Consider the following 26988-nt stretch of genomic DNA (forward strand, 5'->3'; position numbering starts at 1 on the left):
GCATCCGCCCGCACCCGCACCGGACCGTGAAGCCAGCGCCTGACATCGCAGCTTTCACCGTTTCCCAAATACCCAATCGCAACGGCGAAACCTGCGTGGCGCCTCAGTTCAGCCCGTCCTGATCCAGCAAGGTCGAGCCGTCGCGGCTTTCGATCTCGATCACCCACAGGTCGGGGTCGCGGGCGGCATCGCGGGCGATGCGGGCGTCGATCTCGCGCTCGGGCGCCGCGTCCAGCCGGACCCACAGCCGCCGGTCACTCTCCAGATCCCATTCGCGCACCCAAAGCTCGGCTCGCCCGTCCAGAGTGGCGCATTTTACCATGATGCTGCCGGCGGTGTCGTCGCCATGGCGGGTGACATAGGCCGGGATATCGGCCAGCGACAGCCGCCGCAGATAGGCCGCAACCCAGATCCCCGCCGCCAGTCTTGCCTCAGGCATCGCCGTCGCGGAAATCCAGACCCATCTCGTTATAACGCTCGGCCTCGTCCAGCCAGTTCTCGCGCACCTTGACCTGCAGGAACAGATGCACCGGCCGGCCCATGAATTCGGCCAGCTCGGCGCGGGCGGCCTGACCCACGGCCTTGATGGTCTCGCCGCCCTTGCCCAGAACGATGCCCTTGTGGCCGGGGCGCGCGACATAGACGATCTGGTCGACGCGGGCCGAGCCGTCCTTCTTTTCTTCCCAGCGCTCGGTTTCCACCGTCAACTGATAGGGGATTTCCTCATGCAGGCGAAGGGTCAGCTTTTCGCGGGTGATCTCGGCGGCGATCATGCGCATCGGCAGGTCGGCCACCTGATCCTCGGGGTAAAGCCAGGGGCCGGCGGGAACTTCGGCGGCCAGCCACTCCATCAGGTCGTTGCAGCCATAGCCCTTTTCGGCCGAGATCATGAAGGTGCGGGCGAACTGGAAGGTTTCGTTGACCTTTTGCGACAGCTCCAGCAGCACCTCGGCCTTGACGCGGTCGATCTTGTTGATGACCAGCGCCACCGGGGTCTTGCCGGCATGTTCGCGCAGGTTGTCGATGATGGCCCGCGCCCCGTCGGTCAGGCCACGATGCGCCTCGATCAGGAACAGGATGACATCGGCATCCGCCGCACCCCCCCAGGCCGCCTTGACCATCGACCGGTCCAGCCGGCGACGCGGGCGAAAGATGCCGGGCGTATCGACGAACACCACCTGCGCATTGCCCTCGATGGCGATGCCGCGGATGCGGGCGCGGGTGGTCTGCACCTTATGCGTCACGATCGAGACCTTGGCCCCGACCATCTGGTTCAGCAGGGTGGATTTCCCGGCATTCGGCTCGCCGATCAGGGCGACGAAGCCCGCGCGTGTTTCGGTCATGTCTCGCTTTCGATCTGATCCAGCAGGGCCTGAGCGGCGGCCTGCTCGATGCTGCGTTTGGTGCCCTTGCCGCTGGCGGTGGCCTCCTGGCCGCTGTCCAGCCGGACGGCAATCTCGAATTCCGGTGCATGGTCAGGCCCCGAACGCGAGGTCTGCACATAGCGCGGCGGGCTCATGCCCTTGGCCTGCGCCCATTCCTGCAACGCGGTCTTGGCGTCGCGGGCATCGTCATCGACGCTGTCCAGCCGGCTGGCCCAATGCCGCAGGATGACGGCGCGCGCCGCCTCGAAGCCGGCGTCCAGATAGACGGCGGCCAGCACCGCCTCCAGCGCGTCGGCCAGCAGCGCCTCTTTCCGGCGCCCGCCCGACATCATTTCCGAGCGGCCGAGCTTCAGCACATCGCCCAGACCCAGCTCGCGCGCGACGGCGGCGCAGGTCTCGCCCTTGACCAGCGCGTTGTAGCGCGGCGCCAGCTGGCCCTCGGTCGCGGCGCGGTCGGCCGAAAACAACGCCTCGGCCATGGTCAGGCCCAGAACCCGGTCGCCCAGAAACTCCAGCCGCTGGTTGTCGGGCCGCGTCGCGGTCGAGATCGAGCCATGCGTCAGCGCCCGCACCAGCAGTTCGGGCCGGGCAAATTCATGGCCCAGCCGTAGGGAAAAGGCGCTCAGTTCGGCGGAAATCTTCATGTCTCAATTCTGCCACGACCGATACGGTCGCGGCAATCTCTCTCAGTCCACGGACTTGAAGAAGCGGTCCGGGCGCCAGGTCCAGAAATACAGCAGCGACTTGCCGGCCGATGAGAACATGATCCGGTCGGCGCGGCCGATCAGATACTGCGCCGGCACCATGCCCACGCCGCCCGCCGAGGCCGGCCAGCGCGAGTCGCCAGAATTGTCGCGGTTGTCACCCATGAAGAAATAATTCCCCTCGGGCACGGTGAATTCCGGCGTGTTATCGCCCGGACCGTTGTCGGTCAGGTTCAGCACGTCATGGCTGACCCCGCCGGGCAGGGTCTCGGTATAGCGTTCGGCGACGCATTGCCCGTCCTGCGCTTCGCGGATCGGCGCGGGGCAGGGCAGGCTGCCTTGCGGGCCCTGCGGCTCTTGCGCCTCGGTGAACTCTCCGGCGGGCACCTGCGGGGCGGCCTCGCCGTTGATGTAAAGGGTGCCGTTCTTCATCTGGATGCGGTCGCCGGGCAGGCCGATCAGCCGCTTGATGAAATCATCGCCGCGCGTCGGATGGCGGAACACCACCACATCGCCGCGCTGCGGTTCCGAGCCGAGGATGCGGCCGGTGATCGGGCACAGGCCAAACGGGCAGGACACCGCTGAATAGCCGTAGGCCATCTTGTTCACGAACAGGAAATCGCCGATCAGCAGCGTGTCCTTCATGCTGCCCGAGGGGATCCAGAACGGCTGGAAGAACAGCGTGCGGAACACGCCTGCGATCAACAGCGCCCAGAAGATGGTCTTGACGGTTTCCCAGATGCCCCCATCCTTGCGGGCGTCGCGTTTGGCCATGGCCGTTCCTTCCTGCGAAAGTCGCGCGTTCATGGGGCGCGCGGGGTCTGAAAGTCAAGCGGTAGTGCCGGTCCCGGCCGGCTCGGGCAGCGCCTCGATGACGACAAAGGCCTGCGCCCAGGGGTGATCGTCGGTCAGCGTGACATGCACCCGCGCGACATGGCCGGCGGGCGTCATCGCCGCCAGCCGTTCCGCCGCCCAGCCGGTCAGCTGCATGGTCGGCTGGCCGCCGGGCAGGTTGCGGACCGCCATGTCGCGCCACGAGATGCCCATGGCAAGCCCGGTCCCGAGCGCCTTGGAGCAGGCCTCCTTGGCGGCCCAGCGTTTGGCCAGCGTCGCGGCCTCCAGCTTGCGCCGCCGGGCCAGCGCCAGTTCGGTCTCGGTAAAGACCCGGTTGCGAAAGCGGTCGCCATGGCGCGCCAGCACGCCGGCGATGCGGTCGATATTGGCCAGGTCGCTGCCGATGCCCAGGATCATTCGGGGGTGCCTCCTTTGGGCGGGGGTGCGGCGAGGTCAGGGGCTGCCACGTCGTCGCCAGACCAGTCCCATATCCCCGAGAGCCGCGCCAGCGTCCAGTCGTAGCTGGCCGAAAGCGAGATTTCCGGCAGTTCGCCGTAAAGCCCGCGCGCCGAATCCCATGCCGCTCCGGGGCTGTTCCTGACCGCCTGCCAGACCTCGTCGCGGGTGGGTGGCTTCAACCCGCAGATCTCGTCCTCACTGACCGGATCGTCGGGATTGAAGGCCGCGTCCAGCGCCCGCATGTCCTTCATCAGTTCGCAGCTGTCGCGCAGTTCCCATGCGGTGGCGGCGACGATCACGCCCACGCCCACCACCGGCAGCGCCTCGCCCACCGTCGAGCCCAGCGTGCGCCCTGCCGCGACCGAGCTGCGGCGAGCCACCCGTTCCGCGGTGTCATGCACCGCCTCGCGCATGGCGACGCGGGTGCCGCGATAGGGCACGGCATGTTCGGCCAGTTCGCGGCGCAGGGCGGCCGTCTCGGTGCGGCGCGCCACGCGCTCGGCCTCCAGTTCGGAAAGCAGCCGGGTTTCGCGCGCCCGCGCCTGCGTCACCACGGTCTTGCGCCCGGTCATCGCCTCGACCCCGGTCGCCACCGCCCCCAGAACGGCGGGGAAAATCGTCATCGCCACCGACAGCGCCAGCGATGCCAGCGTCAGCAGGATCATCAGCAGCGACCACAGCCCGCCAAGGGTGCGTAGCAGGAAACGCATCAGCCGCCGCGGGCCTGATCCATGCGGCTGCGCATCTCGCGGATGGCATGGTCAAGCCCGACAAAGACCGACTCGGCAATCAGGAAATGGCCGATGTTCAGCTCGCGGATCTGCGGCAGGGCGGCGATGGGCGCCACGGTGTCATAGGTCAGGCCGTGGCCCGCATGCACCTCAAGCCCCAGATCATGCGCGAGCGCGGCCCCGCGTGCCAAAGCCGCCAGTTCGGCATCGCGCTCGGCCAGGCGGCGCTCGGTGTCGAAATCGCAATAGGCGCCGGTGTGCAGCTCGACCACGGCGGCGCCGGCGCGGGCGGCGGCCTCGATCTGGCGCGGCTCATGGCCGATGAACAGCGACACCCGGCAGCCCGCCTCGGCGAGCGGCGCGATGAAATCGGCCAGACCGGGATTGCCCGCCACGTCCAGACCGCCCTCGGTGGTGCGCTCCTCGCGCTTTTCCGGCACGATGCAGACGGCATGCGGGCGATGGCGCAGGGCGATGGCCTGCATCTCGGCGGTGGCGGCCATTTCCAGATTCAACGGCAGCCGCAGCGCCGCCATCAGATGGTCGATATCGGCATCCGAGATATGCCGGCGATCCTCGCGCAGATGCGCGGTGATGCCATCGGCACCGGCCTCTTCGGCGAGGGCCGCGGCGCGCACCGGATCGGGCCATGGCGTGCCGCGTGCGTTACGGATGGTGGCGACATGGTCGATGTTGACGCCCAAGCGAAGCATGGTTCCCTCCCGCAAGAATGTCGCAGGTCTAGACCGTCGCGCGCGCGGGCGCGAGTCCCGATGCGGTGACCCACCAGCCCGGATGCGCGGCGGCGATGCGCGCCTGCGCCGCCCGCGCGGCCTCGGCATCGGCATAGATGCCGAAACATGTCGCACCCGAGCCCGACAGCCGCGACAGCCACGCGCCGCTGTCCGTCAGCGCGGCAAGGCAATCGGCGATCCCCGGCATCAGCGCCAGCGCCGGTTCCTGCAGATCGTTGCGGCAGGCGGCGACGAAGTCGACCAGCGCGGCTGTGTCGGGGAAATCGGGCAGCACCTCGGGCATGGCGGGATTGTCCCTCCGCGCCAAGGCCTTGAAGACGCTGGGCGTGGACAGGCCCGCGCCCGGATTGACCAGCACCAGATGCAACGGCGGCAGCGGCGGCAACGGCGTCAGGATCTCGCCCAGACCGCGCATCCGCATCGGCTGGCTTTCAAGGCAGACCGGCACATCGGCGCCAAGGCTTTCAGGATGATCGGGTCGGGCGTCCAGCGCGCGCAGCACCGCAGCCGCATCGGCCGAGCCGCCACCGATGCCCGAGGCGATGGGCAGGTTCTTTTCCAGCGTGATCGCCACCTCGCGCCCGGCCAGCCGAGCGGCGCGCAGGCACAGATTGTCCGGCCCGTTGTCCAGACCGGCGGCGAAGGGCCCGGTGATGGCCAGCGACAGCGGCCCCGGCGCGACCGTCACCCGGTCGCCGATGTCCAGAAACACCACCAGCGAATCCAGCAGGTGATAGCCATCGGCACGGCGGCCGGTGACATGCAGCGTCAGGTTCAGCTTGGCCGCAGCCCTTTCGCTGCGGATCACGGCTTGTCGGTCGCCGGCGGTGCGGGCACCGGCTCGGGGGGCGTGCCGCCCTTGGCCTTTTCCTCGGCCAGAACGGCGTCCAGCCCCCGGTCAAGTTTGGCGCGGATGCGGTTGGCGGCGGCCTCGGTCGCGGGTTTCAGCGACAGGGCGCGGTGCCACTGGATCTCGGCCTCGCGGTGGCGGCCGACCATCCAGTAGATGTCGCCCATATGGTCGTTGACCAGCGGGTCCGAGGCCATGGCCGAAACGGCGCGCTCCATCGGCGCCACCGCCTGCGGGTAGCGGCCCAGCCGGTAATAGACCCAGGCCAGCGAGTCGAGGATATAGCCATCGTCCGGGCGCAGATCGACGGCGCGCTGGATCAGGCGCAGCGCCTCGTCCAGCTTCTCGTTGCGGTCGACCAGACTGTAACCCAGATAGTTCAGCACCTGCGCCGAATCCGGGCGCAGCTTCAGCGCCTCGCGGAAATCGGTCTCGGCCTTGGCGAACTGGCCGCTGCGCTCCAGCGCGATGCCGCGCGCATAAAGCGGGAACCAGCGCGCCGTGCCGCCCTTGGGCCCGATCAGCGACAGCGCCTTGTCATAGGCCGGGATCGCCTGACTGAACTTGTCCTGTTGGCGCAGAAGATCGCCAAGCGCGATCCAGCCTTGCGCCAGTTCGGGATGTTCGGCGGTCAGTGCCAGCGCCGCCTTTTCGGCATCGTTCAGCCGGTCGGCCCGCGACAGCGCGTCGATGCGCGCCAGTTCCGCCACCGGGCGCATGTCGCCCAGATCGCGCAACGCGTCGAATTCCGCCTCGGCCAGATCGAACTGGCCGAAATCCTGCAACAGCTGCGCATTCAGCAGATGCGCCTCGCCCAGTTGCGGCGACAGATAGCTGGCCAGCCGGGCATAGATCAGCGCCAGCGGGTCAGGCTCGTCGCCGCTGGACAGCGCGCTGGCAAAGGTCAGGAACACCTGCGCCATGCCATCGGCGGGCGATTTGATCGAGTCAAAGGGCAGGGTCTCGCCGGCGCGCATGCGGTCGCGCAGCGCGACAAGCTGCGGTTCCTCGGCAAAGCCCGGCACCGCCTCAAGCATGGCGATGGCGTCCTTGTTGCGCTCCAGCTGCGACAGGATCTGCGCCCGCGCGATCACGCCCAGCAGATGCGCCCCGGTCTGCGGATCGGCCAGCAGCTTTTCGGCGCCCTCGTAATCGCCGACCGTGGCCTTGGCCAGCGCCAGATGATAATTCACCATCGAGCGCGCGCCGCGCACCTTGCCCAGCTCTTCAAAGGCCGACAGCGCCTGCCGGGCATTGCCCGCACCCAAAAGCGCCCATGCCCGCAGCATCTTGTCCATCAGCACCGGGCCGCCGGGCGTATCGCCCAAGGCCTGATCGCCGGCATTCGGGGGCGTGCTGTCGATGGCATTGACCAGATCCTGCCAGCGCCCGGCACGTGCCAGTTCCGAACGGCGCATCAGCTGCGCCAGCTCGGTCGCGCGGCCCTGTTCGGCCATGGTGACCGACAGGGCGCCCGCGCGCTCCATCTCGCCGGCCGAGATCAGCGACAGCAGGGCGGAATCCTGCAAGAAGGGATCGGTGTCATCCTGCGTCAGCGCCTGCAGGAAATAATCCGCAGCGCTGGGATAGTCATTGCCCAGCACCGCCTGACGCGCCGCCAGATAGGGGCCGGCCAGCCCGTTCATCGCCGGGGCCTCGGGTGCCGGAGCCTTGGCGGGCGTCTCGGGGGCTGGCATGTCCGAGGCGGGGGGCGCGCTGCGGGCGGGCTTGGGACGCGGTGCCTGCTGCGCCAGCTGCGGATTGGCCAAAGCTGCCGGCGGCAGCAGGGGCGCGGCGGTCAGCGCGATCAGCGCCAGCGGGATCAGTCTTGTCGTCACGGGCGGGCCTATCACTTGGCGGGTAGTGACGGCGACCCTAGCCGTCCCTTGGTCGCAGGGCAACGCCGGGGGTAAACCGGCATTGCCCCGACCGATCACATATTCGGGTAATTCGGCCCGTCGCCGCCCTGCGGCGTGGTCCAGTTGATGTTCTGCGACGGATCCTTGATGTCGCAGGTCTTGCAATGGACGCAGTTCTGGAAGTTGATCTGGAACTTGGGTCCCTCGGGGGTTTCCAGCACCTCATAGACGCCGGCCGGGCAATAGCGCTGCGCGGGTTCGGCATATTCGGGCAGGTTGACCCGGATCGGCACCGAGGCATCCTTCAGCCGCAGGTGGCAGGGCTGGCTTTCCTCGTGGTTGGTAAAGGAAAACGCCACGTTGGTCAGCCGGTCGAAGGACAGTTTGCCGTCGGGCTTCGGATAGTCGATCGGCTGGTAATCGGCGGCCTTGCCGGTCGATGCCGCGTCGGTCTTGCCGTGTTTCCACGTGCCCAGCGGGTTCCAGCCGGTCAGGTTCGCCACCCACATGTCAAAGCCGCCCAAGGCCAGCGACGGCCACAGGCCCAGCTTGGACCAGATCGGCTTGACGTTGCGCACGGGCTTCAGGTCTTTACCGATGGCGCCGTCGCGCACCTCGGCCTCGTAATTGGTCAGTTCGTCGCCCTCGCGACCTTCGGCGATGGCGGCTGCCGCCGCTTCGGCGGCCGCGATGCCCGAGAGCATCGCGTTGTGGTTGCCCTTGATGCGCGGCACGTTCACGAGCCCCGCCGAGCAGCCCAGCAGCATCGCGCCCGGCACGGTCATTTTCGGGATCGACTGGAAGCCGCCCTCGGAAATTGCCCGCGCGCCGTAAGCCACGCGCTTGCCGCCCTCCAGCAGTTCTGCGACCAGCGGATGGTGCTTGAAGCGCTGGAATTCCATGTAGGGATACAGATAGGGGTTCTTGTAGTTCAGGTGGACGACAAAGCCGACCAGCACCTGATTGCCGCCCAGATGATAGATGAAGCTGCCGCCGCCGGCATTGCTGCCCAAGGGCCAGCCCATGGTGTGGGTAACGGTGCCGGGCTTGGCCTTCTCGGCGGGGATCTCCCAGATCTCTTTCATGCCAAGGCCGAATTTCTGCGGCTCGTGGCCTTTCGACAGGTCGTATTTGCCGATCAGTTCCTTGGCCAGCGATCCGCGCACGCCCTCGGCGATGAAGACATATTTGCCGCGCAGCTCCATGCCCGGCTCGTAGCCGGGGCCGGGGGTGCCGTCGGCTTCCAGACCCATCTCGCCCGCGACCACGCCGACCACACGGTCGCCCTCATAGACCAGTTGCGAACAGGCCATGCCGGGGAAAATTTCCACTTCCAGCGCCTCGGCCTGTTCGGCCAGCCAGCGGCAGACATTGCCCATCGACACGATATATTTGCCGTGGTTCGACATCAGCGGCGGCATCGGCCAGTTCGGCACGCGCATATGGCCATGCGGCCCGAGGACATAGAAATTGTCCTCATGCACCTCGGTCTCGATGGGCGCGCCCTTTTCCTTCCAGTCGGGGATCAGCTTGTCCAGACCCGAGGTGTCCAGCACCGCGCCCGACAGGATATGCGCGCCGATCTCGCTGCCTTTTTCCAGCAGCACAACCGACAATTCGGGGTTGATCTGTTTCAGCCGGATCGCCGCAGACAGGCCACTGGGGCCACCGCCGACGATCACGACATCATATTCCATCGACTCGCGGGTCGTTTCCGACATGGCTTGGCCCCCTGCATCCTAGCTCTTGTTCGGGGGTCAGACCTATCGCGTTACGGTTTTTACGGCAATGGGAAGGCGACCTCTCATTGCTCGGAAACGACGCTTTCGCGGCAGGGGCCGGGTTCGGTGACGGCGGGTCTTGAATCGCTGGGGTAATCGCGCCACCATGGGGCTCAAGTTTTCAGCGAACGCCCCCGGCCCATGGTTCGGGGGCGTTCCAACACCTTGCATTGCGCAGATTGGGCATTGCGCAGATTGAGGCCGTCAAAGGGGCGGCGGAAGGACCGGAATGGAAAAGATACCGATGACCCGCGCGGGGTATAACCAGCTGGACGAGGAACTGCGCGAGCTGCGCTCGGTTGATCGGCCGGCGGTGATCCGCGCCATCGCCGAGGCGCGCGAGCATGGCGACCTGTCCGAAAACGCCGAATATCACGCCGCCCGCGAAAAGCAGAGCTTTGTCGAGGGCCGGATCAAGGAACTGGAAGCGCTGATCTCGCGCGCCGAGGTCATCGACCCCGCGAAACTGTCGGGCAGCATCAAGTTCGGCGCCACCGTCACCCTGCTCGACGAGGACACCGAGGAAGAGCGCACCTATCAGATCGTCGGCGAATCCGAGGCCGATCTGGAACGTGGCCTGCTGAACATCCGCGCCCCCCTTGCCCGTGCCCTGATCGGCAAGGACGAGGGCGACAGCGTCGAGGTGGTCACCCCCGGCGGCGGCAAGTCCTACGAAATCATCTCGATCCGCTACGTCTAGGAGAGGCGGATGAACCCCAAGCAGCAACTGCAAGATACCCTCGCCCGACAGAGTCACGCCAGCCTGACGATGCTCGGTATCATAGCCAGCGTGGTCTGGCTGGCTCTGGCGCTGCTGGCGTCATGGCTGATGCCCTCGCAATATTCCGGTGGCCTGCTGGCATGGCTGGTCCGGGCGCTGTGGCTGTTGTTGCCGCTGGGCCTGATCTGGCTGGGCGTCTGGTCGGCGCAGGCCCTCTTGGTGCTGCGCCAGGAGGCCGAGATGCTGCGCGAAATGCTTGACGAGATGCGCGGCGGCCCGGCCCCGGCGCGCGCCGCCCCCTCGGGCACCGCCCCGGTCCCGGACCCCGCCGGATCTCGCGGCCTTGCGCCCGCACGCCGCGCAGCCCCCCCTACCGCCGCGCAGCCCGCCCGTCCGGCGCCTGCCGAAACGGCCCCGGCGCCCGAGCTGACGCCGACCGAGATGTATTTCGCGCTGAACTTTCCCGACGGCCCCGATGACCGCGAGGCGATCCGCTGCCTGCGTCTGGCCTTGGCCGAGCCGTCGCTGGCCCGGCTGATCCGTGCGGCGCAGGATGTCGTGACCCTGCTGGCGGGGCGCGGCATCTATATGGACGACCTGCATGTCCCCGAGACCGACCCGGCGCTGTGGCAACGCTTCAGCGCGGGCGAGCGAGGTGCGGCTGTTGCCGGGCTGGCGGTGGTCGATGACGCCGCAGCCCTTGGCACGGCGGCCGAGATGATCGCCTCGGACGAGGTGTTTCGCGATGTGGCGCATCACTTCCTGCGCCAGTTCGACCGCATGCTGGCCGAGCGGGCGCAGATCGACGATCCGAACGTGCTGGCCGTGCTGGCCGAGACCCGCAGCGGCCGCGCCTTCATCCTGCTGGCGCAGGTGACCGGCATCATCGGCGGCCCCGAGGCGCCGCAGCCTGCCGGGACCGCGCCCGAGGTTGATGGCATCGGCACCGAGGGCAGCGAGGCCGAGACCGCAACCGATGGGGCGGACGAACCCCATGCCGCCGATCCGGTCGCCGAGGGCAGCGAGCCCGCGCCGCGCCAACCCGCGCCGGGCGAGGCCTAGGCCCGGATCAAGGGGGCCGCTGGGCCTTGCACCAGTGACGGTGCCTGTGCCGGCGACAGGGCCGGGCGGCGCAAGACCCAAGCTGGCGCGGCCCAGACCCAGCCCAGCCGTTGGCGGCCCTGCGGCTGGAACCCCAGCGCCTGCCACGCCGCCAGTGCCGTGACATTCTGCGCCGCCACCTCGGCGCGCAGGCCGGGATAGCCCAGACGAAGGGCCTCGGCCCCGGCGGCATCGGCCAGCGCCCGCGCGATGCCCTGACGCTGCCAGCCGCGCCGCACTGCCACCCCATCCAGCACCAGATCGGCGGTTTCGCCGCCGCGATGCAGGTTGGCCATGGCCAGCGCCAGCCGGCCCCACCACGGGCCAAGCACCTGCCGACAGGCGCCGGGGGACAGTTCCAGAAAACCCCCGCGCGACCCGCGCAGCCCGGCGATGCCCAAGACCCCGCCCGAGGCACCGATGGCGATCAGCGCACGGTCAGGTTGCATCAGCGCCCTGACCAGCGCTGCGCCGCGCCGGGGATCCAGCGCGCAGGGGCAAAGATCGGCCCCGAAGCTGCGCCAGTACAGCCGCGCCGCCGCGCCGGCCAAAGCCGGTGGCACGCCCTTGCGAATGATCCAGTTTGCGGTCAAATCCGCGCCTCTCTTGCACCGCGCCACGGCATTGGCCAATCTGGCGCGTAACATCATACGACAGGCTCCGCCGCTTTCACCATGACCCGCAGATCCCCGATTTCAGCGCCGGCCGCCGCCGGCGATGCGGCCGCATTGACGCCCGAACAGGCGCGCGTTCTGGCCCGCAGCCCGGCGCAATGCCTGCGCCATGGCGTTGTGCAGGCGCTGCCCTTCGTGCTGGTGCTGGTGCCCTTTGGCATGCTGTTCGGAGTGCTTGCGAACGAGGCCGGGCTGGATCTGGCGCAGGTCTTGGGCTTTTCGGTGCTGGTGCTGGCGGGGGCCTCGCAATTCACCGCGCTGCAGCTGATATCGGATCATGCGCCGCTGGTCATCGTCATCCTGTCGGCGCTGGTGGTGAACCTGCGCATGGCGATGTATTCCGCCGCGCTGGTGCCTTGGCTGGGTGGTGCCGCGCCAAGGCAAAAGGCGCTGCTGGCCTATACGCTGATCGACCAGACCTATGCCCTGTCGGTGCAGCATTACGAGGCCAACCCCCGGCTGCGGCTGGACCAGCGGCTGGCCTATTTCTTTGGCACCTCGATCAGCTGCTGCATCCCGTGGTTTCTGGCCTCGGCGGTGGGCTTCACGCTGGGCCGGGCGATCCCGGAAAGCTGGGCGCTGGATTTCGCGCTGCCGATCACCTTTCTGGCCATGATCGCGCCGATGCTGCGCAGCTTCGCGCATGTCGCGGCGGCGACGGTGGCGGTGCTCGCGTCGCTGGCGTTCAGCGGCCTGCCCTCGGGGCTGGGGGTGCTGCTGGCCGCGCCGCTGGCCATGGCGACCGGCGTCGCGGTCGAGATGCTGGTGGAGGCGCGCAAGGCGCGCAGGGGGGCCGGGGCATGAGCTTTGACGCAAGGATCTGGGTGGTGATCCTGACGGTGGGTCTGGGCACCTATCTGATCCGCTGGTCGTTTCTGGGCGCGCTGGGCCGACGGGCGATCCCGGCATGGGCTACGCGGGCGCTGCGCTATACGGCGGTGGGGGTCTTGCCCGCGATCCTTGCGCCGCTGACGCTGTGGCCGGCGGCGACGGGCGGGCAACCCGATCCGGCGCGGCTGGTGGCGGCTGCGGTGACGGTGCTGGTGGGCCTCGTCACGCGCAATGTGCTTTCGGCGATCCTGTCAGGGATGGCCAGCCTGTTTGCCATGTTGTGGCTGCTCGGCTGACCTTCAGGTTCAGTTCTGGGCGTGCAGGCGTCCGTCGGCGCCATAACCCTCGATCACGCCGTTCTTCTGGCGCAGCAGCACGTTGTGGTTGTTGGCCGGATCGCCGTCCATGTGCTTCTTGCTGACCACGCCGGGCAGGGTCAGGAACCAGCGGCGCAGGTTCAGCGGCGAAAACCCGGTCGGCGCACCCTCGAACCCCGGCACGCGGCGCAGCACCTTGCCGGTCGAGACGGCGCAGAAGCTTTTGTTCGTGGCGCCCTGCTGTTCGGCCGAACGGATGGCGGCATCGGCCACGGCCAGCGGCACCTGAATGGTGTCCTCGGCGACCCAATAGGTCTCACGCGCGTGGTAATCGATGTAGAAGTTCTTGAAGTTCGGGGTGATGCCGTAAAGCACGTCATGGCGTTCCGGGATCGCCGGGTGATTCCAGCTGCCGGCCGGGTCATAGATCACCCGCTGGCTGCCGTTGATGATCAGCGCCGAATGCCCGCCTTCGCCGCGCGGAATGCCGATGACGGTCAGGAGCCCGATCGAGGGCGGCTCGGGCGAGACATAGCGCGCCTTGCGGATCGCGTCGTCGCTGGCCCAGATATTGTCGGCCCCGCAGGCCGCCAGCGCGGCTGGCAGCGCCAGCGCGAGAAACGCACGTCTTTGCATCGGATGACCCCGGATCAGCTGTTGGCAAGCGCCATGAAGATCAGCACCGCAATGGACAGACCCGCCACCCAGGTCGATGCCTTGATGAAGCCGGCAAAGGTCTTCTGGTGGTCACGGATGTCCATTTCGCCGTGCTTGTAATCGGTCACTTCGTGATGCGAGGCCATGGGCTGTTCCTGTATCTGCGCCGTTCCCCCCTTGGATAGCCCAAGCCCCGGCCCCTGTCACGCCCCCCAAAGGGTGGCCCCTTCGGCGGTTTGTCCCACCGGCCACAGCCGGCCCGTGGCGCCAAGGTGGTTGACGTGGCCCTGTGCCTCGGCCAGCGCCAGCCCGAACTCGGGTTTCGAGATCTCGCGCCGATACAGCAGTGCAAAGCAGCCGACGGTGGTGCGCGGGCCGTTTTGCAGGCCGCGCACCAGCCGCTCCAGCGCGGCCTGCTGGTTGTCGATCAACTGTGCCAGCCGGGTCGGCAACCCGCGATAGGGTGATTTATGCCCGGGCAGCACCAGTTGCTCGGGCCGGGCATGGGGTTGCAGGGCGCGGCAGCTCTGCAGCCAGCCGCCGACCGTATCGGCGCCGGGCTCGTTGGGATAGACCCCCAGATTGGGCGAAATCGAGGCCAGAAGCTGGTCGCCGCCGATCACCAGCCCGTCGTCTTGGGACCACAGCGTGACATGTTCGGGCGCATGGCCCTCGCCCATGCGGACGTCCCAGCGCCGGTCCCCCAGGGTGATCACATCGCCCTCGGCCAGCCGGTGATAGCCGGGTGGCAGCGGCGCGGACAGGTCCGACATGTTGAAGGGCCGCTCGCCGGCGCGCTCGGCGATCATCTCGGCCGGCATCCCGGCCTGCGTCCAGAAGGCGATGGCCTGCGGCGTCGGCCGGTCCTGCACATCAAGGATCGACATGCGCGCCATCAGCCATGCGGTGCGCGAGGTCATCAGCCCGGCGCCATGCCGGCTTTGGAACCAGCCGGCCAGCCCCATATGGTCCAGATGGTGATGCGTGGCCAGCACCCGCTCAACCGGCAGGCCGCCCAGCGGCCCGGCCAGCAACGCCTCCCAGATCGCGCGGCTGCGCGGCGTGTCGATGCCGGTATCGACCAGCGCCCAGCCTGCCCCTTCGCGCAGGGCGTAGCAATTCACGAAATCCGGCTTGAAGGGCAGGGGCATGCGGATCCACAGCACGCCCGGCGCGATCTCATGCGCCTCGCCCTCGGCCGGCAGGTTATGGGTCTCGGTGCGGATCACCCGGCCATCCGGCCCGCGAGCAGCCCATCCTCCAGCGCATCCAGATCGGCGCCCCCGACAAGCGCGATGGCAAGATCGGCCGTGTTGCGCGCCAGCACCCGCGAGAAATAGATCCGCGCAAGGCAGGCCGAGCCATCCGCCACCGCCGCGCGCAGGTGGAAATGCGCGCCCAGCAGCCGCGCAAAGGCCGACAGATAGGGCGCCGCGCCGGCAAAGCGGTCGGGCAGGGGTTTGGCCAGCAGCTCCAGCGTGGTCTCGCGCAGAAATTCGGTGGCCTGCCACAGCTGATGGGCCATCGCGGGCTGGGAGGATTGTGCCGCCTTGGCGCCGTCCAGTATCTCGTCCAGCAGCGCCATGGCGGCGGCGCCGTCATCGGCCAGCTTGCGGCCGACCAGATCCATGGCCTGAATGCCGTTGGTGCCTTCGTAGATCTGGGTGATGCGCACGTCGCGCAGATACTGCGCCGCGCCGGTCTCCTCGATATAGCCCATGCCGCCATGCACTTGCAGGGCGATGTCGGCCACGCGGCTGCCGACATCGGTGCCATGCGCCTTGGCGATCGGGGTCAGCAGCGCGGCGCGCGCCGCCCAATCGGCGCCGCCGGTCGCCCGCGCCATGTCCAGCGCCACGGCGCAGGCCAGACAGATCGCCCGCGCGGCAAAGACCTCGGCCCGCGATTCCGCCAGCATCCGGCGCACGTCGGGATGCTGGATGATCGGTCCCATTTGCACGCGCTCGGCGGCATAGGCGGTGGCCTTTTGCAGCGCCGCCTCGGCCTGGGCCACGCCCTGCACGCCCACGCCCAGCCGCGCGGCGTTCATCATGGTGAACATGGCTGCCATGCCCTTGTTTTCCTGACCGACCAGCCAGCCGCGGGCCCCCTCAAAGCTCATCACGCAGGTCGGAGAGCCGTGGATGCCCAGCTTGTGCTCCAGACTGACGGTGCGCAGGCTGTTGGCCGCGCCGGGCTGGCCCTCGGCATCGGGCAGGTATTTCGGCACCATGAACAGGCTGATGCCGCGCGTGCCGGCGGGGCTGCCCGGCAGGCGCGCCAGCACCAGATGGCAGACATTCGCCGTCACGTCGCTGTCGCCCCAGGTGATAAAGATCTTTTGCCCGGTCACCCGATAGGTGCCGTCGCCGTCCGGCTCGGCCCGGGTGGTCAGCGCGCCCACGTCCGAACCGGCGCCGGGTTCGGTCAGGTTCATCGTGCCCGACCATTCGCCCGAGATCAGCTTGGGCAGGTAAAGCTCGCGCAGCTCGGCGCTGCCGTGATGCTCCAGCGCCTCGATCTGGCCCTGCGTCAGCATCGGGTTCAATTGCAGCGCCAGACAGCCCGAGGCGACCATCTCGTTCACCGCCATGTTCAGCGCCTGCGGCAGGCCCATGCCGCCATGTTCGGGGCTGGCGGCAATGCCGATCCAGCCGCCCTCGGCCAGGGCCCGGAACGCCTCGGCAAAGCCGGGCGAGGATCGCAGGCTGCCGTTCTCCAGCCGCGCCGGTTCCAGATCGCCATTGCGGTTGACCGGGGCGATGACCTCGTTGGCCAGCCTGCCGGCCTCGGTCAGGATCGCTTCGACCATCTCGGGGGTCGCCTCGGCGAAACGCTCGGTCTGCGCCAACTGCGCAAAGGCCACCACGCGGTTGAGGATGAAACTGATCTGCTCGACAGGTGCGCGATAGGTCAATGATCTCTCCCTCGGGTTCCGCCTTGGCAAAGCGGTTGATGACGCATAGTGCTCCCTCAGACTATCATATGGGCGCGGGTTGCGCCTTCAATACGAACCCGACGTAACGGCTGACGGTGATGCAGACACGGATCTTAGCCCCGGATGATCAGGGCCTTGCCGAGGCGGCGCGCTGGCTGGCGCAGGGCGCGCTAGTCGCGATGCCGACGGAAACGGTCTATGGTCTGGCCGGCGATGCGCGCGACGCCCGCGCGGTCGCGGCGATCTATGCGGCCAAGGGCCGGCCCAGCTTCAACCCGCTGATCGTGCATGTGCCCGACCTGACCACGGCCGAACGCTACGCCGTCTTCGACGCGCCGGCGCTGGCGCTGGCGGCGGCCTTCTGGCCCGGCGCGCTGACCATGGTGCTGCCGCTGCGGCCGGGATCGGGGATCGCCGGGCTGGTGACGGCGGGGCTCGATACGGTGGCGATCCGGGTGCCGGCGCATCCGGCGGCGCAGGCGCTGCTGCGGTGCTTCGACGGACCGCTGGCGGCGCCTTCGGCCAATCCCTCGGGGCGGATCAGCCCGACCACGGCGGGCCATGTCGCCGATCCCGAAACCGGCCTTGGCGGGCGCATTGCGGCGGTGCTCGATGCCGGGCCCTGTGCCGTGGGCGTCGAATCGACCATCCTTGGCTGGCAGGATGGCGCGCCGGTGCTGCTGCGCCCGGGCGGCATCGCCGCCGAGCGGCTTGAGGCGGTGCTGGACCGCCCCTTGGCCAGCCATCACGCCGATCCCGACGCCCCGACCGCGCCCGGCCAGCTGATCAGCCATTACGCCCCGCGCGCCAGCCTGCGGCTGCAGGCCGACAGCGCCCGCCCGGGCGAGCTGTTGATCGGTTTCGGCCCGATCAAGGGCGACATGACCCTCAGCGACAGCGGCGATCTCGCCGAGGCCGCCGCGCGGCTCTTCGACCTGCTGCACCGCGCTGACGATCAGGGCCGGCCCATCGCCGTGGCGCCGGTGCCCGAAACCGGGCTTGGCGCCGCGATCAACGACCGCCTGCGCCGCGCCGCCGCGCCCCGTTAGGCCCGGCTTTCATCATTTCCCAAATACCCCGGGGGAGTCCGCAGGACGGGGGCAGAGCCCCCCTGCAACCCAACCTCGCCGATCCCGCCTCAGGCATGCCCGGCGCTCGGGGACAGCACCAGGGGGTCGATGCCCATGCCCTTCAGGGCCGCACGCCATTTGCCGGGATTGTCGGCGCCAAAGATGATCTCGTCCAGCCGCTCGCTGGTCAGCCAGCCGTTTTCTAAGATCTCGTTGTCCAACTGCCCCGGCCCCCAGCCGGCATAACCCAGCGCCAGCACCGCCGGCTGCGGGCCCATGCCGCGGGCGTAATCTTCAAGGATGTCGCGGGTGGTCGACATGGCCAGATTCTCGCCGATCCGCATCCGCGTCTCGTCGACCTCGCCGCCCTCGGGCACGCGATGCAGCACGAACCCCCGCCCCGGCTCGACCGGGCCGCCAAAGCGCACCGGGATGTCCAGCGCCGCATCGCTCGCGTCGATGCCCAGCTGCGTCAGCAGGTCGCTGAAGTCCACGTCGGGCAGGGGCCGGTTGACCACCAGCCCCATGGCACCCTCTTCGGAATGTGCACAGACCAGAATGACCGAATGCTCGAAACGCGGATCGCGCATCCCGGGCATGGCGATCAGCATCTTTCCGGTAAGGTTGCTCGACGACTCCACCATCCGCTCCTGTTCTTTTGCACAAAGATCGGCGCTGCCGGGCGATTTCGCAAGAGCCTGCCGGTTTTGTGACTTCACCCCATGCCGGACGCCGGCCTATGAAAGACGTATGAAACTGCTTGCCTTGCTCATGTTCCTGCCGCTGCCGGCGCTGGCCCAGACGGAGGTGCCGCCGGGGCTGATGGCGGCCCGGCTGTTGCCCGGCTGGACCACGCCCGAGGGCCACCGCATGACCGCGCTGCAATTGCAGCTGGAACCGGGGTGGAAGACCTATTGGCGCAGCCCCGGCGATGCCGGCGTGCCGCCGCGCTTCGACTGGTCGGGGTCCGAAAATCTGGGCGAGGTGACGATGCACTGGCCCCGCCCCGAGACCATCGAATCCGGCGGCGAGCGCAGTCTGGGCTATCACCGCGAACTGATCCTGCCGATCGAGATCGCCCCCGCGCAGCCCGGCCAGCCGGTCGAGGCGCAGGCGCGGGTGGATTTCGGCCTGTGTGACACGATCTGCGTGCCGGCGCATGTCGCTCTGCGTGCGCCGCCGCCCGCCGCCACCCCCGATCCGGCGATCGAGGCCGCGCTGCAACAGGTGCCCCGGCTGGCGACCGATCAACCCGCCTGCCGCGTCGAAGAGATCGAGGACGGCATGCGCGTCACCGCCCGCTTTGACGCCGATGCCCCCGAGGCTGCGATGGAGCTGGACGACAGCCGCATCTGGGTCTCGCAGCCGCAGCTCAGCCGTCAGGACGGGCAGCTGGTGGCCGAGGCCGATTTCATCGCCGAATCGGGCAAGCCGTTTCCGCTGGACCCGGCAGGGCTGCGCCTGACCCTGATCGCGCCCGATCATGCGGTGGAATATCGCGGCTGCCGCCCCGCCGGCAGCTAAAGCCCCAGCCGCGCCGCGATGGACAAAAGGTCGGCCCAGGCCTCGCGTTTGGCCAGTGGCGTGCGCAGCAGATAGGCCGGATGCGTCATCGGCAGGGTGGGCAGGCCGAAGGCCTCGGTCCATTGCCCGCGCAGGCGCAGGATGCCCTGCCGGTTCAGCGCCGCGATGCAGGGAGTATTGCCCATCAGCACCAGAATCTCGGGCTGGGCCAGTTCGACATGCCGGCGCAGGAACGGCAGCATCATTGCGATCTCGGCGGGTTCGGGGCGGCGATTGCCGGGCGGGCGCCATGTCAGCACATTGCTGATATACAGCGCCTTTTCCGCGTCCACCGCGTCGCGCGCCAGACCGATGGCGCCAAACATCCGGTCCAGCAGCTGGCCGGCGCGGCCAACAAAGGGGCGGCCCTGCTGGTCCTCTTCCTCGCCCGGCGCCTCGCCGATGATCATCACCCGCGCGCCCGGCCGGCCATCGGCAAAGCAGAAATTGCGCGCGCCCTTTTTCAGGTCGAGGCCGTCGAAGCCTTCTTGCACTTGCGCCAGTTCGGCCAGAGTGCCGGCGCGGGCGGCCAGCGTCTCGGCCAGCGCGACCTGATCGACCGCCGCATCGGCGGGCGCTGCGACAGGCGCGGCAGTGATGGCAGGGGCCACCGGCGCCTCGACACGCTCGGGCATGTCATAGCGGTCCAGCGGCGCGTCCAGACATGGCTCATCGGCGCCCAGCTCTGCCTGCCATTGCAAGAGCGCGAGCGCGGTGTCCGCGTCGAGCGCGAATCCGCGATAGGTGGGATCTGCCGTCATGGCCGCAGGCTATGCCGCGCCGGGCCGCGCCACAAGCCGGCGCGGCTATTGGGGTTGCGTCAGCGGCGTCGTGCCGCCGCCCATCCCGACCAGCCGCTGGATCAGCGGCTTGGCGCTGGGCCCGATCCGGTCGCAGGCGCCGGGATCGTCCAGCAGCTTGAAGGCCGGGCCGTAATAGGCCTGATCATAGGCGCGCGGGTCCAGCCCCAGCCGTGCCGCCAGCCGGTCGCCGGTGGCGGTGATCAGCGTCCATTCGCCGTTGCTGATCGGGTAGGCGGGGCAGTTCGAGGTGATGACGTTGACATTGGCCAGCTCGGTCAGCAGCGCGCGGGCCTCGGCCTCGCTCAGCCCCGAGACATCCGGCATCTGCACGGCGATCCCGCCATCGGCCCGGGCCATCTGCACCGCCCCCGGCAGCGCGGCATTGCAACCCAGGATCAGTGCGGCCGCCAGCATGACTTTCATGGCATCGCCCTTTCCGTTCGTTTCCGCGCCCTATCCCGCCCCAGCCGGGGCCGGGCCGCAAGCCAATTTGCCGTGAACTTGACGGCACCGGGCTGCGGGTCTAGGCGATTGCCCGAACCGCGAGACGCACGAGGAGATGCCTGCGATGACCACCCATTCCCTGCTGATCCTGCCCGGCGACGGCATCGGCCCCGAAGTCATGGCCGAGGTGCGCAAGGTCATCGGCTGGTTCGAAGCGAACAAGGGCCTGTCCTTCGACGTGTCCGAGGATCTGGTCGGCGGCGCCGCCTACGACAAATACGGCAAGCCTTTGGCCGACGAGACCATGGCCAAGGCGCAAGAAGTCGACGCGGTGCTGCTGGGCGCCGTGGGCGGCCCGGCCTATGACAATCTGGACTTCAGCCTGAAACCCGAGCGCGGTCTGCTGCGCCTGCGCAAGGAAATGGACCTGTTTGCCAACCTGCGCCCGGCGCAGTGCTTTGACGCGCTGGCCGATTTCAGCTCGCTGAAACGCGACGTGGTGGCCGGTCTGGACATTCTGATCGTGCGCGAGCTGACCTCGGGCATCTATTTCGGCGAGCCGCGCGGCATCCATGCCGATGACAACAACCCCGAGAACGAGGGTGGCCGCGTCGGCATCAACACCCAGCGCTATACCTCGGGCGAGATCCGTCGCGTTGCCCGCGCCGCCTTCGAGCTGGCCCGCAAGCGCGGCAACCGGGTTTGCTCGATGGAAAAGGCCAACGTCATGGAATCGGGCATCCTGTGGCGCGAAGAGGTGCAATGGGTCCACGACAACGAATACCCGGATGTCGAGCTGTCGCACATGTATGCCGATAACGGCGCCATGCAGCTGGTGCGCCGTCCCAACCAGTTCGACGTGATCGTGACCGACAACCTGTTCGGCGATATCCTGTCGGATGCGGCGGCGATGCTGACCGGCAGCCTTGGCATGCTGCCCTCGGCCAGCCTTGGCGCGCCGATGGCCAATGGCAAGCCCAAGGCGATGTATGAACCCGTGCACGGTTCGGCCCCCGATATCGCCGGTCAGGGCAAGGCCAACCCGATCGCCTGTATCCTCAGCTTTGCTATGTGCCTGCGCTATTCGCTGAATCTGGGCGATGACGCCGATCTGCTGGAGCGCGCGGTCGAAAAGGTGCTGGCCGATGGCGTGCGCACCGCCGATCTGATGGGCGCCGAGGGCGGCACCCCGGTTTCGACCTCGGAAATGGGCGACAAGATCGTGGCGGCGCTGTCGGCGCTGTAATCGCACCGGACCCTGCCTGAATTGCCGCGTCCCCCGGTCGGGGGGCGCGGTTTTCTTTTGCGCTTTTCCCGGAACAGCCCCTTGACCTTCCCATGATGGGAACCCCCATATCGCGTGCTGACCCGCAATCCGGCATCAAGGAAGCCTTCCCATGACCAATGCCCGCGCCATCGGCCCCGCCGCCTCTGACCCCGCCATCACGCTGCCGGTTCTGGGGATGAGTTGCGCCTCGTGCGTGGGCCGGGTCGAACGTGCGCTGAAGGCTGTGCCGGGCGTCGAGGCAGCTGCGGTCAATCTGGCCACCGAAAGCGCCACCGTGCAGGGGCAGGGGGTCGCGCCGGCAGCCCTGGTCGCGGCCATCCGCAAGGCCGGCTACGAGGTGCCGCAGGCCGATTATGAACTGGCCATCGAGGGCATGAGCTGCGCGTCGTGCGTGGGCCGGGTCGAGCGCGCGTTGAAGGCGGTGCCGGGCGTCGAAAGTGCCGCCGTCAACCTTGCGACCGAGCGCGCCCGGGTGCAGGGCACCGCCGCCATGCCCGCGCTGATCGCGGCCATCGCCAAGGCGGGCTACAGCGCGCAGCCGGTGGCGGATGCCGCCGCCCCCGCAGATCGCGACGACCGCCACGCCGCCCAGCAACAGGCGCTGCGCCGCGATTTCCTGCTGGCGCTGGTGTTGGCACTGCCGGTCTTTCTGCTGGAAATGGGCGGCCACATGTTTCCCGCGCTGCACATGCTGATCCATGACACCATCGGTATGCAGGCCAGCTGGGTGCTGCAATTCGTGCTGACGACGCTGGTGCTTGTCGGGCCGGGCCGGCGCTTCCTGACCGGCGGCCTGCCGGCGCTGCTGCGCGGTGCGCCCGACATGAACGCGCTGGTCGCCGTGGGTTCGCTGGCCGCCTATGGCTATTCGGTGATCGCCACCTTTGCGCCCGGCCTGCTGCCTGCGGGCACGGTGCATGTCTATTACGAGGCCGCCGCCGTCATCGTCACGCTGATCCTATTGGGGCGCCTGCTCGAGGCGCGGGCGCGCGGGCGCACCTCCGAGGCGATCAGCCGGCTGGTGCGGCTGCAACCGCAGCAGGCACGGGTCCGGCGCGGTGGCGCGGTGGTCGAGCTGCCGGTGGCGGCGGTCGCGCTGGGTGATGTCCTTGAGGTGCGCCCGGGCGAACGCATCCCTGTCGATGGCGAACTGGTCGAGGGCGAAAGCTATGTCGACGAATCCATGGTCACTGGCGAGCCGGTCCCGGTCGCCAAGACTGCCGGCGCGGCGGTGGTCGGCGGCACGGTGAACCAGACCGGCGCCTTTGCCTTTCGCGCCACGGCGGTCGGCGGCGACACCATGCTGTCGCAGATCATCCGGCTGGTCGAACAGGCCCAGGGTGGCAAGCTGCCGATCCAGGCGCTGGTCGACCGGGTGACGATGTGGTTCGTGCCGGCGGTGATGGTGGCGGCGGCGCTGACCTTTCTGGTCTGGCTGGCCTTCGGCCCCAGCCCGGCCCTGGGCTTTGCGCTGGTCAATGCGGTGGCGGTGCTGATCATCGCCTGCCCCTGTGCCATGGGGCTGGCCACGCCGACCTCGATCATGGTCGGCACCGGGCGCGGTGCCGAGATGGGGGTGCTGTTTCGCAAGGGCGAGGCGCTGCAGCAGCTCAAGGATGCCCGCGTGGTGGCGCTGGACAAGACCGGCACGCTGACGCTGGGCAAGCCGGTACTGACCGATCTGGAACTGGCGTCCGGCTTTGACCGCGCCACGGCTCTGGCCCGCATCGCGGCAGTCGAGGCGCAATCCGAACATCCCATCGCCCGCGCCATCACCGATGCCGCGACCGCCGAGGGGCTGACGCTGCCGCCGGTCTCGCGCTTTGCCTCGGTCACCGGCTATGGCGTGCATGCCGAGGTGGAGGGCGAGGCCATCGCCATCGGCGCCGACCGCTACATGGCGCAGCTGGGGCTGGATGTGGCGCCCTTTGCCGAGACCGCAGCCCGGCTGGGCACCGAGGGCAAGTCGCCGCTTTATGCCGCCATCGGGGACCGGCTGGCGGCAGTGATCGCGGTCGCGGACCCGGTGAAGCCCTCGGCCGCGGCCACCATTCGCGCGCTGCATGGCATGGGGCTGAAGGTCGCGATGATCACCGGCGACAATGCCCGAACCGCGCAGGCCATCGCCGGCCAGTTGGGGATCGACGATGTGGTGGCCGAGGTCCTGCCCGAGGGCAAGGTCGCCGCCGTCCAGCGCCTGCGGGCCGCGCATGGCGCGCTGGCCTTTGTCGGCGACGGCATCAACGACGCCCCGGCGCTGGCCGAGGCGGATGTGGGCATCGCCATCGGCAGCGGCACCGATGTCGCCATCGAGGCGGCAGATGTGGTGCTGATCTCGGGCAGTCTGACGGGGGTGGCCAATGCCATCGCGCTGTCGCGGGCGACCATGGCGAACATCGGGCAGAACCTTTTCTGGGCCTTTGCCTATAACGTGGCGCTGATTCCGGTGGCGGCGGGGGTGCTCTATCCCGGCTTTGGCATCCTGCTGTCGCCGGTCTTTGCCGCCGGGGCGATGGCGCTGTCGAGCGTGTTCGTGCTGGGCAATGCGCTGCGCCTGCGCCGGTTCCGGGCAGAGGTTGCGGCATGAACATCGGCGATGCGGCGCGGGCCTCGGGCGTTTCGGCCAAGATGATCCGCTATTACGAATCCGTCGGGCTGATTGCGCCCGCCGCGCGGCGCGCCTCGGGCTATCGCGATTATTCCGAGGCCGATCTGCATGTGCTGCGCTTTGTCCGCCGCGCCCGCGATCTGGGCTTTGCGCTGGCCGAGATCCACGAGCTGCTGGCGCTGTGGCGCGACCGCGAACGTCACAGCGCCGAGGTGCGCCGCATTGCCGAGGCCCATGTCGAGGCGCTGCAGCAAAAGATCCGCGACATGCAGGAGATGGCCGACACCCTGCAGGAGCTGGTGCATTGCTGTCAGGGCGATGACCGCCCCGACTGCCCGATCCTAGACCGGCTGGCGCGGCCCTGACGCCTGCTAGCGCGCGCCCTCGCGCATCGGGTCAAAGCCCAGAAGCCGCAGCGCGTTCAGCGTCACCAACACGGTCGCGCCGGTATCGGCCAGAATGGCGATCCAGAGCCCGGTGATCCCAAGGATCGAGGTCACCAGAAACACCGCCTTCAGCCCCAGAGCCAGCCCGATGTTCTGGCGGATATTGCCCATGGTGGCGCGCGCCAGCCGGATCAGCGCCGGCACATCGGTCACCTTGTCGCGCAGGATGGCGGCATCGGCGGTCTCCAGAGCCACGTCGCTGCCCGAGCCCATGGCCACGCCCACGCCCGCCTGTTTCAGCGCCGGGGCGTCGTTGATGCCGTCGCCGATCATCATCACGCCGCCGTCCTTGCTTATGGCGCGGATGGCGCCCAGCTTGTCCTCGGGCATCATCTCGGCCTGAAAGGACATGCCCAGACCTTCGGCGATGGCTGCGGCGGTGCGGGAATTGTCGCCGGTCAGCATGGTGGCCCCGACGCCCATCGCGGCCAGCTGGCGCATCGCCTCGGCGGCCTCGGTGCGCGGCTCGTCACGCAGCGCCATCAGGCCCAGCGGCTGGTCCTGACGGAAGACGGCGACGACGGTCTTGCCCTCGGCCTCAAGTGCGGTGGCGCGGGCGGTGGCCTCGGGGGCGATGCCGGAAAGCTCGGCCGCGTGGCGGGGCGAGGCGACCCAGGCAAGGCTGTCGCCGACCATGGCCTGCGCGCCGCGACCGGGCAGAGCACGGGCTTCGCGCGCGGGCAGGGCGGCGATTCCAGCCTCGTCGAGCCGCTTCAGGATGGCCTGCGCCAGCGGGTGGCTGGAGCCGGTCTCAACCGCACCGGCCACGGCCAGCAGCTCGGCCTCGGTGATGCCGGGGGCGGTCAGCACATCGGTCACGCGGGGGCGGCCATGGGTCAGGGTGCCGGTCTTGTCAAAGGCGATATGGCGCACGGCGGCGGTGGCCTCGATCACCGCGCCACCCTTCATCAAGAGACCGCGCCGCGCGCCCGAGGACAGCGCCGAGGCGATCGAGGCCGGGACCGAGATCACCAGCGCGCAGGGGCAGCCGATCAGCAGCAGCGCCAGCCCGCGATAGATCCACGTGTCCCAGTCACCACCCAGAGCCAGCGGCGGCACCAGCACCACCAGCGCCGCCAGCGCCACGATGGCGGGCATATACCAGCGGCTGAAACGGTCGATGAAACGCTCGGTCGGGGCGCGGGCCTCTTCGGCCTCTTCGACAAGGCGGATGATGCGCGAGATGGTGTTGTCGGCGGCGGTCTTGTCGACACGGATGCGCAGCGCCGCCTCGGCATTGATGGCGCCGGCAAAGACCTGCTCGCCGGGGCCGCGCGTCACCGGGATGCTTTCGCCGGTGACCGGGCTTTCGTCGATGCCCGAGGTGCCCTCGATGATCTCGCCATCGGCGGGGATGCGGTCGCCGGGACGCACCAGCACGATCTGGCCAAGCGCCAGACTGTCAGCGGGAACTTCGCGCGTGTTGCCGGCGTCCTCGACCCATGCGGTCTTGGGCACCAGCGCCGACAGGGCGCGGATGCTGGCGCGGGCCTTGTTGGCGGCGACGCCCTCCAGCACCTCGCCCACGGCGAACAGGAACACGACCAGCGCCGCCTCTTCGGCCGCGCCAATGGCCACCGCGCCAAGCGCGGCGATGGTCATCAGCCCCTCGATGGTAAACGGCTGGCCCATGCGCAGCGCCGCCCACGCCCGTCGCGCGACCGGCGCCAGCCCGATCAGGCAGGCGGCCAGAAAGGCCCAGTAACCAAAGCGGGCCGAGGTCAGAAGCTCGAATGCCCAGGCCAGCACCAGCAGGGTGCCGGTCACGATCACCAGCCGGCCCTTGGCGGTGCGATACCACGGCAGGCCACGCTCGGCCGGGTCGTCGTGCACATGGCCGCTGGCGGCGTGGTCGTGATCGCCGTGGTCGTGGTCATGCTCATGGTCATGGCCGGCATGGTCGTGCGCGGCCTGCGTCTCGGCCGGGGCGGCGGCCCCCGCCTGCGGCGCGGCAATGCCATAGCCCAGATCGCGCACCGCGCCCTCGATCCGGGCGGGGTCGGTGGTGCCGGGGGTCAGCTGCAACGACAGCCGCTCGCTCATCAACGCCACGCGCACATCGCTGACGCCGGGCATCCGCTCGACGGCGCGCGTGACCTTGGTGGTGCAAGACGCGCAATCCATGCCGGTGACGCGCCATTCGTGACGTTCGGTTGCCTTGTCGGCCAT

General features: G+C 68.7%; 28 protein-coding genes. 9 read left to right on the top strand and 19 right to left on the bottom strand.

Going from position 1 to position 26988, the window contains the following annotated elements; all coding sequences use genetic code 11:
* Positions 1-103: 103 nt before the first annotated feature.
* The 10 genes from GL279_RS08915 to GL279_RS08960 form a co-directional block, all read right to left on the bottom strand.
* Positions 104-439, bottom strand: coding sequence for a DUF1491 family protein (locus tag GL279_RS08915; protein ID WP_155064284.1), 336 nt, complete (start codon positions 437-439; stop codon positions 104-106).
* Complete coding sequence (era, locus tag GL279_RS08920; RefSeq protein WP_155064285.1) at positions 432-1343, bottom strand: GTPase Era; 912 nt, start codon at positions 1341-1343, stop codon at positions 432-434. Before era ends, GL279_RS08915 begins: the two co-directional genes overlap by 8 nt.
* Positions 1340-2029, bottom strand: coding sequence for a ribonuclease III (gene rnc / locus GL279_RS08925; RefSeq protein WP_155064286.1), 690 nt, complete (start codon positions 2027-2029; stop codon positions 1340-1342). The genes era and rnc overlap by 4 nt, the downstream gene beginning before the upstream one ends.
* 42 nt (positions 2030-2071) lie before the next feature.
* On the bottom strand, positions 2072-2863 hold the full coding sequence (gene lepB, locus GL279_RS08930; protein ID WP_155064287.1) for a signal peptidase I: 792 nt from the start codon (positions 2861-2863) through the stop codon (positions 2072-2074).
* 54 nt (positions 2864-2917) lie between these two features.
* Complete coding sequence (gene acpS / locus GL279_RS08935) at positions 2918-3340, bottom strand: holo-ACP synthase (RefSeq protein WP_155064288.1); 423 nt, start codon at positions 3338-3340, stop codon at positions 2918-2920.
* Positions 3337-4092: a hypothetical protein gene (locus GL279_RS08940; protein WP_155064289.1), complete on the bottom strand. Its 756-nt coding sequence runs from the start codon at positions 4090-4092 to the stop codon at positions 3337-3339. Before GL279_RS08940 ends, acpS begins: the two co-directional genes overlap by 4 nt.
* Positions 4092-4826: a pyridoxine 5'-phosphate synthase gene (locus GL279_RS08945; RefSeq protein WP_155064290.1), complete on the bottom strand. Its 735-nt coding sequence runs from the start codon at positions 4824-4826 to the stop codon at positions 4092-4094. The genes GL279_RS08940 and GL279_RS08945 overlap by 1 nt, the downstream gene beginning before the upstream one ends.
* Before the next feature lie 28 nt (positions 4827-4854).
* Positions 4855-5673 carry a 4-(cytidine 5'-diphospho)-2-C-methyl-D-erythritol kinase gene (locus GL279_RS08950; protein ID WP_343039762.1) on the bottom strand — a complete coding sequence of 273 codons (819 nt, stop codon included), beginning with the start codon at positions 5671-5673 and terminating at the stop codon, positions 4855-4857.
* Positions 5673-7556 carry a tetratricopeptide repeat protein gene (locus GL279_RS08955; RefSeq protein ID WP_343039758.1) on the bottom strand — a complete coding sequence of 628 codons (1884 nt, stop codon included), beginning with the start codon at positions 7554-7556 and terminating at the stop codon, positions 5673-5675. Before GL279_RS08955 ends, GL279_RS08950 begins: the two co-directional genes overlap by 1 nt.
* A gap of 95 nt (positions 7557-7651) precedes the next feature.
* Positions 7652-9298: an electron transfer flavoprotein-ubiquinone oxidoreductase gene (locus GL279_RS08960; protein WP_155064292.1), complete on the bottom strand. Its 1647-nt coding sequence runs from the start codon at positions 9296-9298 to the stop codon at positions 7652-7654.
* Between the two features lie 289 nt (positions 9299-9587).
* On the opposite strand from GL279_RS08960, the gene greA reads away from it, so the two are divergent.
* Together greA and GL279_RS08970 are read left to right on the top strand one after the other, a co-directional pair.
* Complete coding sequence (greA, locus tag GL279_RS08965) at positions 9588-10058, top strand: transcription elongation factor GreA (RefSeq protein ID WP_170293943.1); 471 nt, start codon at positions 9588-9590, stop codon at positions 10056-10058.
* 9 nt (positions 10059-10067) lie between these two features.
* Positions 10068-11141 carry a hypothetical protein gene (locus GL279_RS08970; protein ID WP_155064293.1) on the top strand — a complete coding sequence of 358 codons (1074 nt, stop codon included), beginning with the start codon at positions 10068-10070 and terminating at the stop codon, positions 11139-11141.
* On the opposite strand, the gene GL279_RS08975 is transcribed toward GL279_RS08970, so the two are convergent.
* Positions 11138-11773, bottom strand: a complete 636-nt coding sequence (locus GL279_RS08975) for a GNAT family N-acetyltransferase (RefSeq protein ID WP_246175257.1) — start codon at positions 11771-11773, stop codon at positions 11138-11140. The two genes, GL279_RS08970 and GL279_RS08975, sit on opposite strands and share 4 nt — an antisense overlap.
* Before the next feature lie 81 nt (positions 11774-11854).
* Here GL279_RS08975 and GL279_RS08980 point away from each other — a divergent pair, with 81 nt between their 5' ends.
* Both GL279_RS08980 and GL279_RS08985 read left to right on the top strand, forming a co-directional pair.
* On the top strand, positions 11855-12658 hold the full coding sequence (locus GL279_RS08980; RefSeq protein ID WP_155064295.1) for an AzlC family ABC transporter permease: 804 nt from the start codon (positions 11855-11857) through the stop codon (positions 12656-12658).
* Positions 12655-12981, top strand: coding sequence for an AzlD domain-containing protein (locus GL279_RS08985; protein WP_155064296.1), 327 nt, complete (start codon positions 12655-12657; stop codon positions 12979-12981). Before GL279_RS08980 ends, GL279_RS08985 begins: the two co-directional genes overlap by 4 nt.
* Before the next feature lie 9 nt (positions 12982-12990).
* Here GL279_RS08985 and GL279_RS08990 read toward each other — a convergent pair whose 3' ends face one another.
* From GL279_RS08990 to GL279_RS09005, 4 genes are read right to left on the bottom strand one after another with little or no spacing between them, the layout of a single operon-like run.
* On the bottom strand, positions 12991-13638 hold the full coding sequence (locus tag GL279_RS08990; protein WP_155064297.1) for a hypothetical protein: 648 nt from the start codon (positions 13636-13638) through the stop codon (positions 12991-12993).
* A 14-nt stretch (positions 13639-13652) separates the two neighbouring features.
* Positions 13653-13805: an aa3-type cytochrome c oxidase subunit IV gene (locus tag GL279_RS08995; RefSeq protein ID WP_155064298.1), complete on the bottom strand. Its 153-nt coding sequence runs from the start codon at positions 13803-13805 to the stop codon at positions 13653-13655.
* A 57-nt stretch (positions 13806-13862) separates the two neighbouring features.
* A complete protein-coding gene (locus GL279_RS09000) occupies positions 13863-14888 on the bottom strand; it encodes an MBL fold metallo-hydrolase (RefSeq protein ID WP_343039759.1) in 1026 nt (341 codons plus the stop codon).
* A complete protein-coding gene (locus GL279_RS09005; protein ID WP_155064299.1) occupies positions 14885-16576 on the bottom strand; it encodes an acyl-CoA dehydrogenase family protein in 1692 nt (563 codons plus the stop codon). The genes GL279_RS09000 and GL279_RS09005 overlap by 4 nt, the downstream gene beginning before the upstream one ends.
* A gap of 119 nt (positions 16577-16695) precedes the next feature.
* On the opposite strand from GL279_RS09005, the gene GL279_RS09010 reads away from it, so the two are divergent.
* Complete coding sequence (locus tag GL279_RS09010; RefSeq protein WP_155064300.1) at positions 16696-17646, top strand: L-threonylcarbamoyladenylate synthase; 951 nt, start codon at positions 16696-16698, stop codon at positions 17644-17646.
* Positions 17647-17735: 89 nt separating this feature from the next.
* Here GL279_RS09010 and GL279_RS09015 read toward each other — a convergent pair whose 3' ends face one another.
* Positions 17736-18308: a YqgE/AlgH family protein gene (locus GL279_RS09015; protein WP_343039763.1), complete on the bottom strand. Its 573-nt coding sequence runs from the start codon at positions 18306-18308 to the stop codon at positions 17736-17738.
* A 109-nt stretch (positions 18309-18417) separates the two neighbouring features.
* On the opposite strand from GL279_RS09015, the gene GL279_RS09020 reads away from it, so the two are divergent.
* A complete protein-coding gene (locus GL279_RS09020; protein WP_155064302.1) occupies positions 18418-19191 on the top strand; it encodes a protein-disulfide reductase DsbD domain-containing protein in 774 nt (257 codons plus the stop codon).
* Here the strand turns inward: GL279_RS09020 and GL279_RS09025 are convergent.
* Positions 19188-19991 (bottom strand): uracil-DNA glycosylase, encoded by an 804-nt coding sequence (locus tag GL279_RS09025; RefSeq protein WP_155064303.1) that lies wholly within the window; start codon positions 19989-19991, stop codon positions 19188-19190. The two genes, GL279_RS09020 and GL279_RS09025, sit on opposite strands and share 4 nt — an antisense overlap.
* Before the next feature lie 45 nt (positions 19992-20036).
* Complete coding sequence (locus tag GL279_RS09030; RefSeq protein WP_155064304.1) at positions 20037-20456, bottom strand: hypothetical protein; 420 nt, start codon at positions 20454-20456, stop codon at positions 20037-20039.
* A gap of 145 nt (positions 20457-20601) precedes the next feature.
* On the opposite strand from GL279_RS09030, the gene leuB reads away from it, so the two are divergent.
* From leuB to cueR, 3 genes are all read left to right on the top strand, one after another.
* Positions 20602-21723: a 3-isopropylmalate dehydrogenase gene (leuB, locus tag GL279_RS09035; protein WP_155064305.1), complete on the top strand. Its 1122-nt coding sequence runs from the start codon at positions 20602-20604 to the stop codon at positions 21721-21723.
* Positions 21724-21874: 151 nt separating this feature from the next.
* Positions 21875-24352 carry a heavy metal translocating P-type ATPase gene (locus tag GL279_RS09040; protein WP_155064306.1) on the top strand — a complete coding sequence of 826 codons (2478 nt, stop codon included), beginning with the start codon at positions 21875-21877 and terminating at the stop codon, positions 24350-24352.
* Positions 24349-24738, top strand: a complete 390-nt coding sequence (cueR, locus tag GL279_RS09045) for a Cu(I)-responsive transcriptional regulator (RefSeq protein ID WP_155064307.1) — start codon at positions 24349-24351, stop codon at positions 24736-24738. Before GL279_RS09040 ends, cueR begins: the two co-directional genes overlap by 4 nt.
* Positions 24739-24744: 6 nt before the next feature.
* Here cueR and GL279_RS09050 read toward each other — a convergent pair whose 3' ends face one another.
* A complete protein-coding gene (locus GL279_RS09050) occupies positions 24745-26988 on the bottom strand; it encodes a heavy metal translocating P-type ATPase (RefSeq protein WP_155064308.1) in 2244 nt (747 codons plus the stop codon).

This window comes from Paracoccus limosus (assembly GCF_009711185.1).
GTDB classification, from domain to species: domain Bacteria; phylum Pseudomonadota; class Alphaproteobacteria; order Rhodobacterales; family Rhodobacteraceae; genus Paracoccus; species Paracoccus limosus.